Origin of the sequence: Pseudomonas sp. p106, from assembly GCF_003936645.1 — a bacterium.
Lineage (GTDB): Bacteria > Pseudomonadota > Gammaproteobacteria > Pseudomonadales > Pseudomonadaceae > Aquipseudomonas > Aquipseudomonas putida_E.
Map to the genome: position 1 here is coordinate 210,073 of NZ_RHQR01000001.1, position 13,936 is coordinate 224,008.

A 13,936-nucleotide genomic window follows, 5' to 3' on the forward strand; every position below is an offset into this window, starting at 1 on the left:
AAGAGGCCCTCAAAAGTCCCCGGAGGCTGAATGTCCAGGTCCACATGCTGGAGCCTGCTGGCATTCGCCATGGCCCTACTGAGCTACACCGCCCACCGCGACATCAGCGCCAATATCTTCCTGGGCGTCCTGTTCATCATCCAGGGCCTCAAGCACCGAGACGGTGTGCACGAAGCCCACTGGGATCGAATATCCCTGCTCTGCACCCTCCTGAGTGCCGGGATCATCATCTTCGCCCTATACAGTTCAGCCACCGGCATGCATTGGGCTCGACCACGGCCTTGGTAGGCCAAGACTAGGGACCAGACATGGCCGACGCTTTCACTACAGCCGCGACCGCCGCCGCTGCACCGCTTGCGGTTGGCGGGACCGGCATCACCATCGCCGCGATGTTCCCGGGCGTCGACCTGTCGGCGGTCATCGGCGCATTCGGCGGGGCCTTCTTCTTCGTGCTATTCGCGAAGGACATCAGCAACTGGCAGCGCATTGGCTACCTGATCGTGGGATGGATCGGCGGCTACTTCGGTGCCGCCGAGTTCCTCGCCCAGGCCTGGACAAAGACTTCGGGAATTGCGTCCTTCATTGCTGGTCTGTTGTGCATCGTGATCTCCATGAGTCTTGTGGAGTCCATTCAGACAGGCAAGCCGCCGCGATGGGCCCAGTTCGTCTGGGGCCTGCTCGCCAGGAGAGGGCAGCAATGAACGAAGTCCACATCTACGCATTGCTTCAGGCTGCCTTCAGCGGCGCGAGCTGCTTCATGATCGCGTTCAAGTACCGGCGTGGGAATTCGGCCTACCACTTCTTCCCGAGCCTCTTGGCGTTCGGCCTGGCTTCCCTGTTCGGCCAGCAGTGGCTGAGCATCATGGGGCGGGTGCTTTTCTACGGCGAGTGGCCGATCGTGTCCCCGTTCAACACCGGGATCTTCGCCATCATCTTCCTGCTGATCTTTCGGGCGCGCGGCAACGTGGCCCAGGCGTTCAACTTCCAGCGCTGATCCGCGCCACAAAATCGAGGTGCGCCGTTTCGTGGCGCGAAACATCATGTCACAGCCGTGGAATTGAAATGATGGCACGACAGCCCCATCACAGAGATTCCAATCCCATGGGAGTGACATATGTCCAGCTTCAACGTAGGTGATGTGGTGGTGATGCGCAGTGGTGGCCCGAAAATGACTGTCGCTGATGTCGGCGATTACAGCGGGTCTGGGCTTGGGCCACAGAACGGCGTCAAGTGCCAATGGTTCGAGAAGACCAAGATGCATGAGCAGGTCTTCGATGCGGGCGTGTTGAAGCCATATGCTGCGCCGTCGGTTGGCTTCATGGTTGGCCGCGGCTGATACGACTGCATATCCGTGACATCGAAGGGTCAAGGCCACACCAGGTCTTGGCCCTTTTTCATTCCTCTCAGAAAAGCAGGCTCTAGCGTCCCGATTACATCCGTGTGATGCATTGAGATCTCAAGGATTTCCTATGGCGCTGACATCAAAACAGCAGCGCTTCGTCGATGAGTACCTGATTGACCTGAATGCCACGCAGGCCGCTATTCGTACGGGCTACAGCAAAAAGACTGCTCGCCAGATGGGTACAGAGAACCTGTCAAAACCTGTCATTCAAGAGGCTATCGCCCGAGAGATGGAGGCGCGGTCAGGGAGAGTGGCCATCACCCAGGACATGGTGCTCAAGGAGCTGGCCAAGATCGGCTTCAGCGACATCCGCAAGGTGGTTCGCTGGGGTGAAACGATGGTCCGCATGGTTGAAGGCGAGGAAGAGTGCGCTGAGGACATGGTGCCTTACCACGGCCTGGCCCTGATCGATTCCACCGAGATCGACGACGACACGGCCGGAGCCATTGCCGAGGTCTCCCAGGGGAAGGACGGGCTCAAGGTCAAGCTGCATGACAAGAAGGGCGCTCTGGTTGATATCGGTCGGCACCTGGGCATGTTCGGGCATGGCGGGCCATCCGAGCTTGATGCTGAGCTGAAGCGGCTCGAGATCGAGAAGCGCAAGACCGAGCTTAAGGCTCTGCAGGCCGGGTCGCAGTCTTCCAATGCCCAGCTGCTGGCCGACCTGATAGCGAGACTGCCAGGATGAACACAGGCAACCTGATTCTCGATCGACAACTTGCGCGCTGGTACAAGCTCAAGGATCACCCGGTTCAGCTGGCACTGATGGCCGCTGTGCCGTCGGGCATTCGCTTCCCTCTGGTGCCAGCAGGCCGCCGTAGCGGGAAGACTGAGCGGTTCAAGCGGTTCCTCGTGAAGCAGGCCACGGCCTACAGCGGGCCATACTTCGCCGCGGCACCGACCCACGCCCAGGCCAAGAAGATCTTCTGGGACGACCTGAAGGCCTTCACGCTGTCCAGCATGCACAGCCGCAGGCCATCTGAGTCGGACCTGATCATCTACCTCGAAAACGGTAGTGAGATCCATGTCATCGGCCTGGACAAGCCACAGCGGATCGAGGGTATCCCCTGGACCGGAGGTGGCATCGACGAATTCGCCGACGTGAAGCCGGACGCCTGGGAGGCCAACATCCTGCCGGCGCTCAACACGGTCAACCCGACCATGCCTGACTACCGGGCCTGGTGCTGGCTGCTTGGCGTGCCAGACGGTCTGAACCACTACTACGACCTGTGCATGCAGGCCGAGAGCGGGCAAGACCCGAATTTCAGGGTGTTCCATTGGAAGTCGGCCGAGATCCTGCCGCCCGACGTGATGGATGCCATGAAGCGCGCCATGTCGCCCAAGCAGTTCAAGCAGGAGTTCGAGGCCAGCTTCGAGACGGCATCCGGCCGGATCTACGAGGACTACGGCAAGCACAACCAGACATCCGCCACCATCGAGTCGCACGAACAGTTAATGTGGATGCATGACCAGAACTTCACACCTCTGTCGTCAGCCATCGGCGTGAGGCGCAACAACGGCAATGACCTGTATCTACTCGATGAGATCGTGCTGACCAGCGCTATATCTCGCCAGGCGGCCCTTGAGTTCGTCGAGCGATACAAGGACCACAAGAACAAGCATGTGCTGATCTACGGCGACCCGGCGGGCAAGGCGGGCGAGAAGCACGGTCACGCCTCGGACTACACAGACATTGAAGCGGTGCTGAAGGCGGCCGGCTGGCGCTATACGCGCAAGGTCAAGCCTGCACACCCAGCCATCAAGGATCGGCAGAACGCCGTGCGCGCCAAGATCCTCACTGCCTCAGGCGAGAGCAGCCTGTTCGTAAATCCCACAACCGCACCCTGGTGCCACAAGGGCCTGGCAACCGTCCAGCTCCAAGAAGGTTCGACGTTCCAAGAGGACCAGAAGAACCAGTACCAACACATCACAACCGCGATCGGCTACTGCGTCGACGTTGAATGGCCTGCGAAGGGCCGTTTCTCCTACGAAGGTGTTTCCTAATGGGCGTCGTTCAATTCTTCAGCGACAAGCTGGTCAACCTGGTGGCCGGCATGGGCACCGGGCGGGACAAGGCGGCGGGGTCGACCTATGCCCACGTCGTGATGAGCGACGAAGAGCTGATCAACGCCTACCGCGGGGCCTGGCTGCCGCGCAAGATCGTCGATATCCCGCCCTTGGACGCTACCCGCCGTTGGAGAGCCTGGCAGGCGGACAAGAAACAGATCGAGAAGATCGAGGCCGAGGAGATTCGCCTGGGCGTTCGCGCCAAGGTGAAGCAGGCCATGACCCGCGCGCGACTGTTCGGCGGGGCGGCCATCTTCATCGGCACAGGTGACCGGGACTTGTCTCAGCCGCTCAACCCTGACCGCATCAGGGCGGGCGGCGTGAAGTACCTGACGGTGATGAGTCGTCGGCAGCTCTCGCCAACCGAGCTGGAGCAGGACCCGCAATCGGACCGGTTCGGGCTGCCCAAGGCTTACACGTTGACCGGCAGCAGCACTACCGTTCACCCGTCGCGCCTGGTTGTATTCATCGGCGCCGAGAATCCCGAGCCTGAATACGCCACCGGACTTGAATTCGGCTGGGGTGATTCAGTGCTCCAGGCGCTGGTCAATGCCATCAAGCAATCCGATGGCACGATGGCCAACGTCGCGAGCCTGGTGTTCGAGGCCAAGGTCGACGTGTTCCGTATCCCTGACCTGATGAGCAGCCTGCAAGGTGACAAGGGGTATGCGAACCTTGTGCTCGAGCGCTTGCGCCTGGCCGCCACCGGCAAAGGGATCAGCGGCTCGCTCGTCATGGACAAGGACGAAGAGTACGAGTCCAAGTCGGCCAGCTTCGGCTCCTTGCCTGACATCATGGATCGCTTCCTGCAGGCGGTGTCTGGTGCTGCTGACATCCCGGCCACTCGACTCCTGGGTCAGTCGCCATCGGGCATGAGCTCGACCGGAGAGTCTGACCTGCGCAACTACTACGACCGCATTCAAGCGATGCAGGAGCTCGACCTTGCTCCTGCCATCAGCCTGCTCGATGAATGCCTGATTCGCTCCGCGCTGGGCTCTCGCGACGCAAAGATCCACTACGTCTGGAACCCACTATGGCAGCCAACCGCTTCCGAGCGCTCGGAGATCGCCAAGCGTACCGCCGAGACGATCAAGGTACTGGGCGAGACCAATCTGTGGGCTCCGGACGCGCTGAGCCAGGCGGCCACCACGCTACTGGTCGAGCAAAGTGTCCTGCCAGGGCTTGAGGCTGCTGTCGAGGAGTTCGGCGCCGAACTGGATGAGGGCGAGGAAGAGGGCGTCACCGAGACAGCCGGCAAGCCGGACACCACCGAGAACGATCAATAGCAGGGAGGCAGCATGCCAGACACTCTACCCACGGTAACCGGTGACGGTGGGCCGCGCGAAGTCGTGCCCGTGATGCTGATCGGCCCAGGCGGGACTTATGCAGGCACTCGGCAGCTGTACGCCCTCGGCTATCAGCAGGTGCCGGTCGCCATCGATGCGGTGGCTCCGGCGCCTGTTCCTCCGGCTGGAACCATCGTCGCCCTGATGAAGGTCGAGGGTGCACCGGTTCGCTACCGAGACGACGGCGTAGACCCCACGCAGGCCATCGGCATGCCGCTTATGATCGGCGAGTCGCTGGTCTACGACGCGGTCATGCTCGACATGCGGCTGATCGCGCAGCAGGCCGGGGCCATCGTCAACATCGCCTACTACGGAGCAAGCCTCAATGCCTGAGATCAAGCCTCCGCCGAGCCAGACGTTCGTTCGCCTGCCGGTGCTGCGTTCGGTAATGAGCGGCAGCAAGGTTGCGCTCCAGGTGATGGGTTCGATGGACGTACCGGTCAGCGACACGCAGGGCATGTACATCGGGCCGAACGGCTACACCACCGACCTCACCCAGGCCCAGGACTTCGCGCCGACGGTCAGCGAGGAGCAAGTGGTGGTCGAGTCGCCTGGGGCTCCAGGCAAGTCGGCCTATCAACTCTGGCTTGACGACGGGCACCAAGGAACGTATGCCGACTACGAGGCGTACAACCGCGGCCAGCCCGGGGTCAGTCCTACTGTCGAGCAGATCCAGGCAGCGGTCAGCACCTACATTGCAGCCAATCCACCGGCAGCAGGCCAGAACGCAACGGACGCCCAGGTATCCCAGGCGGTATCGGTCTACCTCGGGGCGCACCCGCCCGCCGATGGCAGGTCGGTCGAGATTCAGGTCGCCGACGGCTACATCCAGGCACGCCAAACCGGCGGGGCCTGGGGAAGCCTGATCGCGGTCTCGTCGCTGGCCGGCAGCAACGGCAAGTCGATCGAGCTGCAGAAGACGACAACTGCGATCCAATGGCGGCAGTCTGGCGGCACCTGGGCTGACCTGGTGCTGCTGTCAGCCATCACCGGCCCGTCATCCAAGGTCTCGCTCGGCACGGTCATCGTCACTCAGACCGCCAACCTGGCGCTGTCCGCTGGCATCCGGAGTGTCACGCTCACGGTACAGGGTGTTCAGAAGGACGACGACATCCTGCTATTCCCAACAGCTGCGCTGCCTGCCGGGTACGCCATCCACAACGTCGTGGCCAATGCCGCCAATACGCTGGTCGTGACTTTCTCAGCCCCGCTGCTGGCATTGGGCGCGAGCTTCACCATCGCCTGCCGGGTAGTTGCCCTGAGGTAAACCATGATTCTTCAAGACTCTGTCACCGCTTCCAATGTGCGGCGGACGGCTGACGGCTACCTCACAGCGAGAGCCAAGGTCGCTCGCACCGGAATCCAGGACTACCTGGGCACCGAGATAGACCCTGACAACAAGCACGGCTTGCGAGATGTGCCAATCGTCAAGATGTACCGGCCTGAAAGTTCGGTATTCCACAAAGACGCCATGCGTTCCTACGCCCATCGACCGATGACCAATGGCCACCCCGGCGGCAAAGGCGTTGATGCGAGCAACTGGAAAGAGCTCGCAGTAGGCCAGACCGGAGGAGATGTAATCCGGGACGGCGAGTGCGTAGACGTGCCGCTGGTCCTCATGGATGCGGCGGCAATCGCTGACTACGAGGCCGGCAAACGGCAGCTTTCCATGGGCTACAGCTGCGAAGTCATTTTCCAAGATGGCTACACCCCGGATGGTGAGTATTTCCACTGTTCCGCTGGGCCAATGAACATGAACCATCTCAGCCTCGAGCATCGAGCTCGCGCTGGAGAAGAATTCCGCATCGGCGACACCCAAACCCAACCCCCACAAGGAGGCCATCAAATGGCTGATTCCCTGCGCACGGTCATTGTTGATGGCCTGTCCGTTCAAACCACCGACCAGGGCGCCCAGGCGATCGACAAGCTGACCCGCCAGCTGTCCGACTCGGCGACCACCATCCAGCAGTTGAAGGATGCTCACGCCGCCGACCTGGCCGCCAAGGACAGCGAGCTGGCCAAGAAGGACGCCGAGATCGACGGCCTGAAAGCCAAGCAACTCAGCGATGCCGACATCGACAAGCGTGTCCAGGCGCGCGCTGACCTGATCGGCAAGGCCAAGGCCATCCACGACGGTGACTACGCCGGTAAGGGCGAGGCCGAGATCCGCAAGGCCGTGGTTATCGCCAAGATCGGCGACGCCGCCATTGCAGGCAAGAGCGAGGCCTACATCGACGCTCGCTTCGACATGCTGCTCGAGGACGCTGCCAAGAACCCGGCTGGCGACCCATTCCGTCAGCACATGATCCAGCAGGACGGCAAGACCACTGGTGACGAGGCCGAAAAAGCTCGCCTGCAGATGATCGCTGACATGCAGACCGCCCACCTGCCCAAGGCCTAAGGAGACCCCGCCATGGCTATCTACCAAAACAGCTACACCGATGCACCCGCCAAGGGTGTGCCCGGCCTGGTCGCCAACGAGGAGAAGTGCAACAAGATCTCCCGCACCGTCTCGAATGCCGAGGGCATCGTGTTCGGCGCTCCTGGCTTCCGCGTGGCAGGCGCTGGCAATGATCACAAGATCGCCGCCACTGGCACCCTGTTCCTCGGCCTGGCCGTGCTGACCGCTGCCGTGCCGCCGGTTGCCACTGGCTCGACGCTGGTTGACGGCTACCCGCAGGACTTCACTGGCGCGTTCATGACCGAAGGCCAGATGTACGTCACCGCCGGCGCCGCGGTTGTCCCGGGTGATGACGTGTACTACGTCGCTGCGACCAACCGCTACGTCACCACGGCCGCCGAGGGCGCTGTGCTGATCCCGGGCGCCTTCTTCGACACCACCGGTGCGAACGGCGACATCGTCGAAATCTCCCTCAAACATCGGAGCGCTTAACATGCCTCAAGTTTTCGAAGACGCGCAGTCGGCGTTTCCGTTTGTTCTGGCCCAGGGCCGCAACATCGAAACCCGCATCTACACGCGCCGCTACCCTGCGTTCAACTACGCGGCGAGCATCCCCGTAGTGACCGAGGGCGCCCCATGGGCCATCGGCACCACCTTCTTCACCGTCGATACCGCGGGCGAGGCCAAGTTCCTGTCTGGCTCCGGTACCGACATGCCGTTCAACTCGGCCACCCATGATCAGGCGTCGCACGACTTCGCCATGATCGGCTCTGGCTGGGAGTGGAACCTGGAGGAGGTCAACCAGGCCCAGCTGTACGGCATCAACCTGAGCGGTACCAAGGCCGATTCGGCCGCCGACAAGGTAGAGCGCCTGCTGAACAGCATCGCTTTCGTGGGCAGCGCCGAGAAGCGCTGGACTGGCCTGCTGAACGACGGCAACGTCTCCCGCGTGGACGCGGCTGCATCCGGTACCGGTGGCTCCACCTACTGGTCGAGCAAGACCGTCGACCAGATCATGGCCGACATCAACGGCGTGCTGGGCTCGATTCGCACCAATACCGGTGAAGTCGAGTGGGCCGACACCCTGCGCCTGCCTCCTGACGCGTTCCGCTACATCGCCACCGCCCGCCTGGGCGCCGGTGATGGCCTGATCACCGTGCTGGAATACGCGCGCCGCAACAACATCTACACCGCTGAGACTGGCCTGCCGCTGGATATCGCGCCGCTGCGTGAGGCCCGCAACGCTTCCGCTGACGGTGGTGGTCGCCTGGTCGCGTATCGCAAGGATCCGGAAGTGGTTCGCTTCCACCTTCCGATGCCACGTCGCGTGCTGGCCCCGCGTCAGAAGTCCATCATGGGCTTCGAGACTGGCATCATCGCCCGCACCGGTGGCACCGAGATCCGCCTGCCAGGCGCGGTCGCATACCTCGACGAAATCACCGCCCCGGTGGCCTGATAGGAGAGCGTCATGAAAGTGACCAACAACTCGAAGGCTCCGCAGGGCGTGCACACCGTTAACGGCGTGGTCTTCCTGCTGCCTGGCCAATCCCGTGACCTCGAACTGACCGAGCCCGGCCACAAGCAGGCTTCTCGTCTGGACTTCCTGAAAGTCTCCGGCGCAGCGCCGAAGGCCGAGGCAGGCGAGGATGGCCGGGAGGCGCTGTTCGCCAAGCTAAAAGCGCTGGGAGTCGAGGCTGGCAAGAACTCCAGCGTAAAGACCCTGCAGGAGAAATTGGCAGAGGCTGAGGCGAAGGCTGATGCCAAGGCCAAGGAAGACATCATCGCCAAGCTCACCGAGAAGGGCGTTGCCGTTGGCGACGACGTCACCCTGGAAGAGCTGCAGGCCGAGCTGGCCAAGCACCAGTAACAACCCCGGGCGGTTCGCCGCCCACTTATTTGAGATACCACGATGCCCGATTTCTACGGAACATTGGCTGGCGCCGATGCGTACCTGGCTGCCCGCGGCAATGCCGCCTGGGCCGCAGCCACTGACGAGGTCAAGCAGGCTGCCCTGGTGCGGGCATCGGGGTATATAGACGGCATGGTCGGCCAGGCCGCCCCCAATACCGCTGGCTGCGTGTACGTGTTCCCAGGCCAGAAGGCTGGAGGCTACGGCCAGGCACTGCAGTGGCCGCGCACCGGCGCCATTGACCGTATGGGCGACCAGGTGCCAAGCGACGTGGTGCCTACTGCCATCGAGCAGGCCACCTATGAGGCAGCCGCCCGCGAGCAGGCCGCCCCGGGCAGCCTCAATCCCGACTTCGTGCCGTCCCAGGTGGTGCAGCGCGAGAAGGTCGGCCCGCTCGAGCAGGAATTTGCTGTGGCCAAGAACGGCAACCCCAGTATCCGCCCGGTGATAGGCATCATCGATTCACTGCTGTACCCGCTGCTGATCGTGCGCTGCCCGGCGCCGGCGGTGTACGTCGTATGACGGCCGTCGAGATCCTGCGAGCCATCGAGGCCCTGGAACCGGGCATGCAGCGGGCCTACCTCGACTCGATCCGCGCCGCAGTGGATGCTGCGGTGATCGCGGAGGTCGAGCGGCTCATTGCCGAGGATGACGAGCAGGGCCTGGTGGCGCTGCTGAGCCTGGGCGCGCTGGCAGTCTTCGCCGAGGCGATGCGCGGCGCGTTCCTGGTCGGCGGCCGCTTCGAGATGGTCGCCATTGTGCTGCCCGCGCCGCTGCGCCGGGAGATCGGGCGGAAGGAGTTCGACCCATCCACCGAGCAGGCCCAGGCCAGGATCGCTCAGCAGGTCCAGCAGGCGCGCCAGGCGTCCACCGACGGTGTGCGCGATGCTATCCGGGCCGTCATGGGCAGCCGGCGCACCATTGGCGGGCCACAGCGCACCGCACGCCAGGCTGCCCTGGACTTGGTCGGGCGCACCAGCCCGCAGACAGGGCGGCGCACCGGTGGCGTGCTGGGCCTGCCGGGCAACATGGCGCAGTACGTGGTCAATGCCAGGCAGCAGCTGCTCAGCGGCGACCCCGACGAGATGCGCAAGTATTTCGCTCGCACCCGGCGCGACCGCCGCTTCGACGGCATCGTCCGGCGCGCGCTGGAGGCCGGCAAGCCAGTGGCTGCCGCCGACGTCGACAAGATTGCTGGCCGGTACTCCGAGCGACTGCTGAAGACGCACGTCGAGATGCTGACCAGGACCGCCGCAGCCGAGTCGTTCAACGCCGGCCGCGATCAGGCCTGGGAGCAGCTGGTTGCCCAGGGTATCGACCGGGCGAAGATCGAGAAGGAATGGCGCGACCGGGCCGACGAGAAGGTTCGCAACAGCCACCGGCACATGCGCGGCCAGACCGTAATACTGGGCCAGGCCTTCCGCACCAACAGCGGCGCGCTGCTGCGTTACCCGGGCGACTCAAGCCTGGGTGCCGGCTACGACGAAACCGCCAACTGCCGCTGCTACATCATCTACCACCTGAGGCCCTGACCCATGGCTGACATCTACGACCGCAGCCGGGCGCTGGCGGTGCGCATGCTCGCGCCGCGGGCAAAGGGCGGGAAGGGCGCCGAGATGACGCTACAGCGCCGCCAGCAGGGCCCGTACGACCCCGAGGCGGGCGGATCAACGTCGCTAACGGTTGAGCACCTGGGCTCAGCCTTCCGCGACACCTTCGCCTTGCGCGACATCGACGGGACCGTGATCAAGCAGGGCGACGTCAAGCTGCTGGTCTCACCCGAGAAGCTCGACGGCAGCGACCTGCCGGAGCCGACCACGCAAGACCGCATCCTGTTCGATAGCAAGACCTACACCGTCATTGGCGTGAAGCCGTGGGATTACGCGGGCCTGGCGGTCGGCTTCGAAGTGCAGGCGAGGGCATAGCATGGCCAGTCACATGACATCGCGCTTCGGCGGCCTGAATGGCTCGTTCGCCCAGCAGCTGCAGCAGTTCCGCGACCAGACCGTGGAAGACATGGACGAGGTGTTCCGCCGCGTCATGATCGAGATAGGGACAACGATCATCCGGCTGTCACCGGTGGACACCGGTCGATTCCGCGGCAACTGGCAGTTCACCGTCGATGCCCCGGCCAGTGCCAGCCTCGACAATTACGACCCGCAAGGGCATGAAACCATCGCCAAGCTGGTGGCCGACGCGCAGCACCTGAGCTACGGCCAGACCGCCTACCTGGTCAACAACCTGATTTATTCGATCCCTCTGGAATATGGCCACAGCGGTCAAGCGCCCAAGGGCATGGTCAGGATTACGCGCGATCGCTTCCAGCAAATCGTCGAGCAAGCCGTTCAAGAGGTCACCGCATGAGCCATGCACGCGCCCGCCAGGCCATCGAGATCAAGCTGGCCGCCTGGGCAGTCGCGCGCCCGATCCGGGTGGCGAACTTCGGCCAGGAGTTCGAGGCCGAACCCGGAGAAACCTACCTCCGCGCCTTTCAGCTGCCAGCCAGTACGCTCTGCCGCTACCTGGCCGGCGAGGCCTACGAATACAGCGGGATCTACCAGGTCAGCATAGTTTGCCCGACCGGACAGGCCCTTGGCATTGCTGAGGCGCTTATCGCAGCGCTGTCAGAACTGTTCCCGGTCGACTCTGAGCTCATCCGCAGTGGCTTCGAGGGCCTGATAACCGAACCGGTAGAGCAGGGCCCAACTATCACAGAGTCGGCGACCTACACGATCCCGGCCAGCTTCACCTACCGCGGCGTCGCGGACCGGTAAATCTTCAAGGGGCGCACCGGGCGCCCAACCAAACACGCAGCCTAGGCCCGTACAGCCGAACGGTGGATGTTCGTTCATCCGTCCGCCCCGGCTGCGTCTCTATTCGCCCGATGAACGAGGTGTTATCGATGAATGCAAGTAACGTCATTCCGTTTCACTACCAAGGCCAGCCAGTGCGCTTCAACAGCGAAGGCTGGATCAACGCCACCGACGTGGCAAAGCGATTCGGCAAGCGCCCAGTCGATTGGTTGAAGCAGGACGAGACCAAACAATACATGGCCGTCCTAGCCGAGGCGCTTAATTGTGACCCCGGATCACTTTTAGAAACGCGTCGGGGCCGATACCAGAGCGGCACCTGGCTGCACCCAAAATTGGGCGTCTCTTTCGCGAGATGGCTGGATCTGAAGTTTGCCGTCTGGGCTGACTTACACATCGACGCCCTCCTGCGCGGCGAGCTCAACGAGAAGCAGCAGTTCGACCGCGCCTGTCGTGCGCTGGATGATGCCAAGCAGGTCGCAAGCCTCAGCGGCCGCGAATTGGCCAAGTACCGCTGGAAGAAGCCGGGCCTGGAGCATCAGGTCGATTACTGGCGCGACCAGTTGCAAATGACTCTCGGCCTTGACGCCGCTTAATAGGAGAAGGAACTGATGCAGAGCGCCGATTATGTGCCGGGTGTATCCGGCTGGAAGATGGAAAATGGCCTGATTGAGATGAACGGAGGCCCGCATGGTCCCGTTCGGATCGGCAGCCTGGATGCCGAGGAGGTAAAGCCAACCGACGAGCAGCTTGCTGCTATCTGCCTAACCCGGCAGGACTTGGCCGAGCCCTTCATCGTCGTGGATGGCATCACCTACATCAATGAGGGGTGCATCCAAGAAGCTAAATTTACATCCGAATCGACTGACGCAAAGGGGCAGCCACTTGTAGAAATCGACTTGAAAAAAGGCGAGATCTCCATGCGAGCTGCTGAGTCGAAAGCGCAACTCTATGCGCAATTTTCCTCGTCAGGCAAGCTAGTCATGTCAGGGCTTGGCCCAGGCCTGAGCATCTTCGAGAAAGCCAAGTCGCAAGGGTTTTCGTCGGTTCAGGATTATCTTGCAAGCTTCATCGCCGAGAGCCAATTGGGCGTAGATCTCTGCTCCCAGATCGAGAAGATCAGCGCCAGTGATGGTATTGGGGTCAGCCAAGAGCAACTCGATACCGACGAAAACTTCATCCGCAGAATCCAGACCGCTGCCCAGCGAGGCGCCCAAGAGGGCTGCCGCCTGGTTCTCGACGAGCTCAAGCGCTCACGCTGAGCAACCACCTGAACTTCCAGCCATCTACCCGCCGCGTGCGGGCTTTTTCGTTTCTACCAAGAGGAAAACACCATGGCCGCACGCTTCCCGCTGCCGAACGGCGCTATTATCGAGATCGCCTCGACCCTGGGCGCCGCTATCCCCTTCACCGCGATCACCAACGCCGCGCCACCAGTAGTCAGTGCTGTCGGTCACGACCTGGACGCCACCGACGTCGTGCTGATCGATTCCGGCTGGGCAAGGCTCACCGACCGCGCCGCGCGTGTCACCAACCCGATGGCCGATAGCTTTGGCCTGGGCAGCATCAGCACCGCCAATGCGGAGATCTACACCCCCGGCGCAGGCCTGGGCTCTGTTGTTCCGGTCTCGGGCTGGGTGCAGATCTCGAAGGTAACCGGCTTCACCCCTTCGGGCGGTGAACAGCAGTTCGCCACCGTCGGTTATCTTGAGGACGATGATGACCGCCAGTTCCCGACCAACCGCAACCCGCTGAACCTGTCGATCGTGGTCGAGGACCAGCCGGCCGCCGCGTACGTAGGCGCCGTCGAGGGCTTCGACGAGTCCAAGGAACTGACTGTCATCCGCTTGAAGCTGCGCAACGGCGACCAGATCCTGTACCCGGGTTACGTCAGCATCACGCCCACGCCGACCATGGAGCGGAACAACATCATGACCCGCACCATCAGTGTCGGCCTGTCTGGTCGCCCGCTTCGCTACCTGGCAGCGGCCTAAGGAGACC

21 protein-coding genes are annotated in these 13,936 nt (G+C 62.7%); all 21 read left to right on the top strand.

All coding sequences use genetic code 11. The annotated features are described in order from the left end of the window. The first annotated feature begins 30 nt into the window (after window positions 1-30). The 21 genes from EGJ09_RS01115 to EGJ09_RS01215 all read left to right on the top strand — a co-directional run bounded on the left by EGJ09_RS01115 (window position 31) and on the right by EGJ09_RS01215 (window position 13,929). A complete protein-coding gene (locus EGJ09_RS01115; protein ID WP_125922973.1) occupies window positions 31-288 on the top strand; it encodes a hypothetical protein in 258 nt (85 codons plus the stop codon). Between the two features lie 20 nt (window positions 289-308). Next, entirely contained in the window at window positions 309-701 is a 393-nt protein-coding gene (locus EGJ09_RS01120; RefSeq protein WP_125922974.1) for a putative holin, read from the top strand. After that, on the top strand, window positions 698-994 hold the full coding sequence (locus tag EGJ09_RS01125; protein WP_158621124.1) for a phage holin family protein: 297 nt from the start codon (window positions 698-700) through the stop codon (window positions 992-994). The genes EGJ09_RS01120 and EGJ09_RS01125 overlap by 4 nt, the downstream gene beginning before the upstream one ends. 120 nt (window positions 995-1,114) lie before the next feature. Beyond that, complete coding sequence (locus EGJ09_RS01130; RefSeq protein WP_125922976.1) at window positions 1,115-1,336, top strand: YodC family protein; 222 nt, start codon at window positions 1,115-1,117, stop codon at window positions 1,334-1,336. 133 nt (window positions 1,337-1,469) lie between these two features. Continuing rightward, window positions 1,470-2,090 (top strand): terminase small subunit, encoded by a 621-nt coding sequence (locus EGJ09_RS01135; protein WP_125922977.1) that lies wholly within the window; start codon window positions 1,470-1,472, stop codon window positions 2,088-2,090. Continuing rightward, entirely contained in the window at window positions 2,087-3,406 is a 1,320-nt protein-coding gene (locus tag EGJ09_RS01140) for a terminase large subunit domain-containing protein (protein WP_125922978.1), read from the top strand. Before EGJ09_RS01135 ends, EGJ09_RS01140 begins: the two co-directional genes overlap by 4 nt. Continuing rightward, window positions 3,406-4,755 carry a DUF1073 domain-containing protein gene (locus tag EGJ09_RS01145; protein ID WP_125922979.1) on the top strand — a complete coding sequence of 450 codons (1,350 nt, stop codon included), beginning with the start codon at window positions 3,406-3,408 and terminating at the stop codon, window positions 4,753-4,755. The genes EGJ09_RS01140 and EGJ09_RS01145 overlap by 1 nt, the downstream gene beginning before the upstream one ends. A gap of 12 nt (window positions 4,756-4,767) precedes the next feature. Next, window positions 4,768-5,148 carry a hypothetical protein gene (locus EGJ09_RS01150; protein WP_125922980.1) on the top strand — a complete coding sequence of 127 codons (381 nt, stop codon included), beginning with the start codon at window positions 4,768-4,770 and terminating at the stop codon, window positions 5,146-5,148. Beyond that, on the top strand, window positions 5,141-6,082 hold the full coding sequence (locus tag EGJ09_RS01155; protein WP_125922981.1) for a hypothetical protein: 942 nt from the start codon (window positions 5,141-5,143) through the stop codon (window positions 6,080-6,082). Before EGJ09_RS01150 ends, EGJ09_RS01155 begins: the two co-directional genes overlap by 8 nt. A gap of 3 nt (window positions 6,083-6,085) precedes the next feature. Next, entirely contained in the window at window positions 6,086-7,216 is a 1,131-nt protein-coding gene (locus EGJ09_RS01160) for a DUF2213 domain-containing protein (protein WP_125922982.1), read from the top strand. Between the two features lie 12 nt (window positions 7,217-7,228). Beyond that, on the top strand, window positions 7,229-7,708 hold the full coding sequence (locus EGJ09_RS01165; protein WP_125922983.1) for a hypothetical protein: 480 nt from the start codon (window positions 7,229-7,231) through the stop codon (window positions 7,706-7,708). A 1-nt stretch (window position 7,709) separates the two neighbouring features. Next, window positions 7,710-8,672 carry a DUF2184 domain-containing protein gene (locus EGJ09_RS01170; protein ID WP_125922984.1) on the top strand — a complete coding sequence of 321 codons (963 nt, stop codon included), beginning with the start codon at window positions 7,710-7,712 and terminating at the stop codon, window positions 8,670-8,672. Window positions 8,673-8,684: 12 nt separating this feature from the next. Then, the gene (locus EGJ09_RS01175; RefSeq protein ID WP_125922985.1) at window positions 8,685-9,083 is read left to right on the top strand and encodes a hypothetical protein; all 399 of its coding nucleotides are present in this window, start codon (window positions 8,685-8,687) and stop codon (window positions 9,081-9,083) included. Window positions 9,084-9,125: 42 nt separating this feature from the next. Further along, window positions 9,126-9,647 (top strand): DnaT-like ssDNA-binding protein, encoded by a 522-nt coding sequence (locus EGJ09_RS01180; RefSeq protein WP_125922986.1) that lies wholly within the window; start codon window positions 9,126-9,128, stop codon window positions 9,645-9,647. Continuing rightward, a complete protein-coding gene (locus EGJ09_RS01185) occupies window positions 9,644-10,657 on the top strand; it encodes a hypothetical protein (RefSeq protein ID WP_125922987.1) in 1,014 nt (337 codons plus the stop codon). The genes EGJ09_RS01180 and EGJ09_RS01185 overlap by 4 nt, the downstream gene beginning before the upstream one ends. A gap of 3 nt (window positions 10,658-10,660) precedes the next feature. Continuing rightward, on the top strand, window positions 10,661-11,050 hold the full coding sequence (locus tag EGJ09_RS01190; protein WP_125922988.1) for a hypothetical protein: 390 nt from the start codon (window positions 10,661-10,663) through the stop codon (window positions 11,048-11,050). A gap of 13 nt (window positions 11,051-11,063) precedes the next feature. After that, a complete protein-coding gene (locus EGJ09_RS01195) occupies window positions 11,064-11,489 on the top strand; it encodes an HK97 gp10 family phage protein (protein WP_256658354.1) in 426 nt (141 codons plus the stop codon). Further along, window positions 11,486-11,899, top strand: a complete 414-nt coding sequence (locus EGJ09_RS01200) for a phage tail terminator-like protein (protein ID WP_125922990.1) — start codon at window positions 11,486-11,488, stop codon at window positions 11,897-11,899. Before EGJ09_RS01195 ends, EGJ09_RS01200 begins: the two co-directional genes overlap by 4 nt. A 128-nt stretch (window positions 11,900-12,027) precedes the next feature. Continuing rightward, a complete protein-coding gene (locus EGJ09_RS01205) occupies window positions 12,028-12,531 on the top strand; it encodes a KilA-N domain-containing protein (RefSeq protein ID WP_125922991.1) in 504 nt (167 codons plus the stop codon). 15 nt (window positions 12,532-12,546) lie between these two features. Next, window positions 12,547-13,197 carry a hypothetical protein gene (locus EGJ09_RS01210; protein ID WP_125922992.1) on the top strand — a complete coding sequence of 217 codons (651 nt, stop codon included), beginning with the start codon at window positions 12,547-12,549 and terminating at the stop codon, window positions 13,195-13,197. A gap of 72 nt (window positions 13,198-13,269) precedes the next feature. Next, window positions 13,270-13,929: a phage tail protein gene (locus EGJ09_RS01215; RefSeq protein WP_125922993.1), complete on the top strand. Its 660-nt coding sequence runs from the start codon at window positions 13,270-13,272 to the stop codon at window positions 13,927-13,929. The last annotated feature ends 7 nt before the right edge of the window (window positions 13,930-13,936 follow it).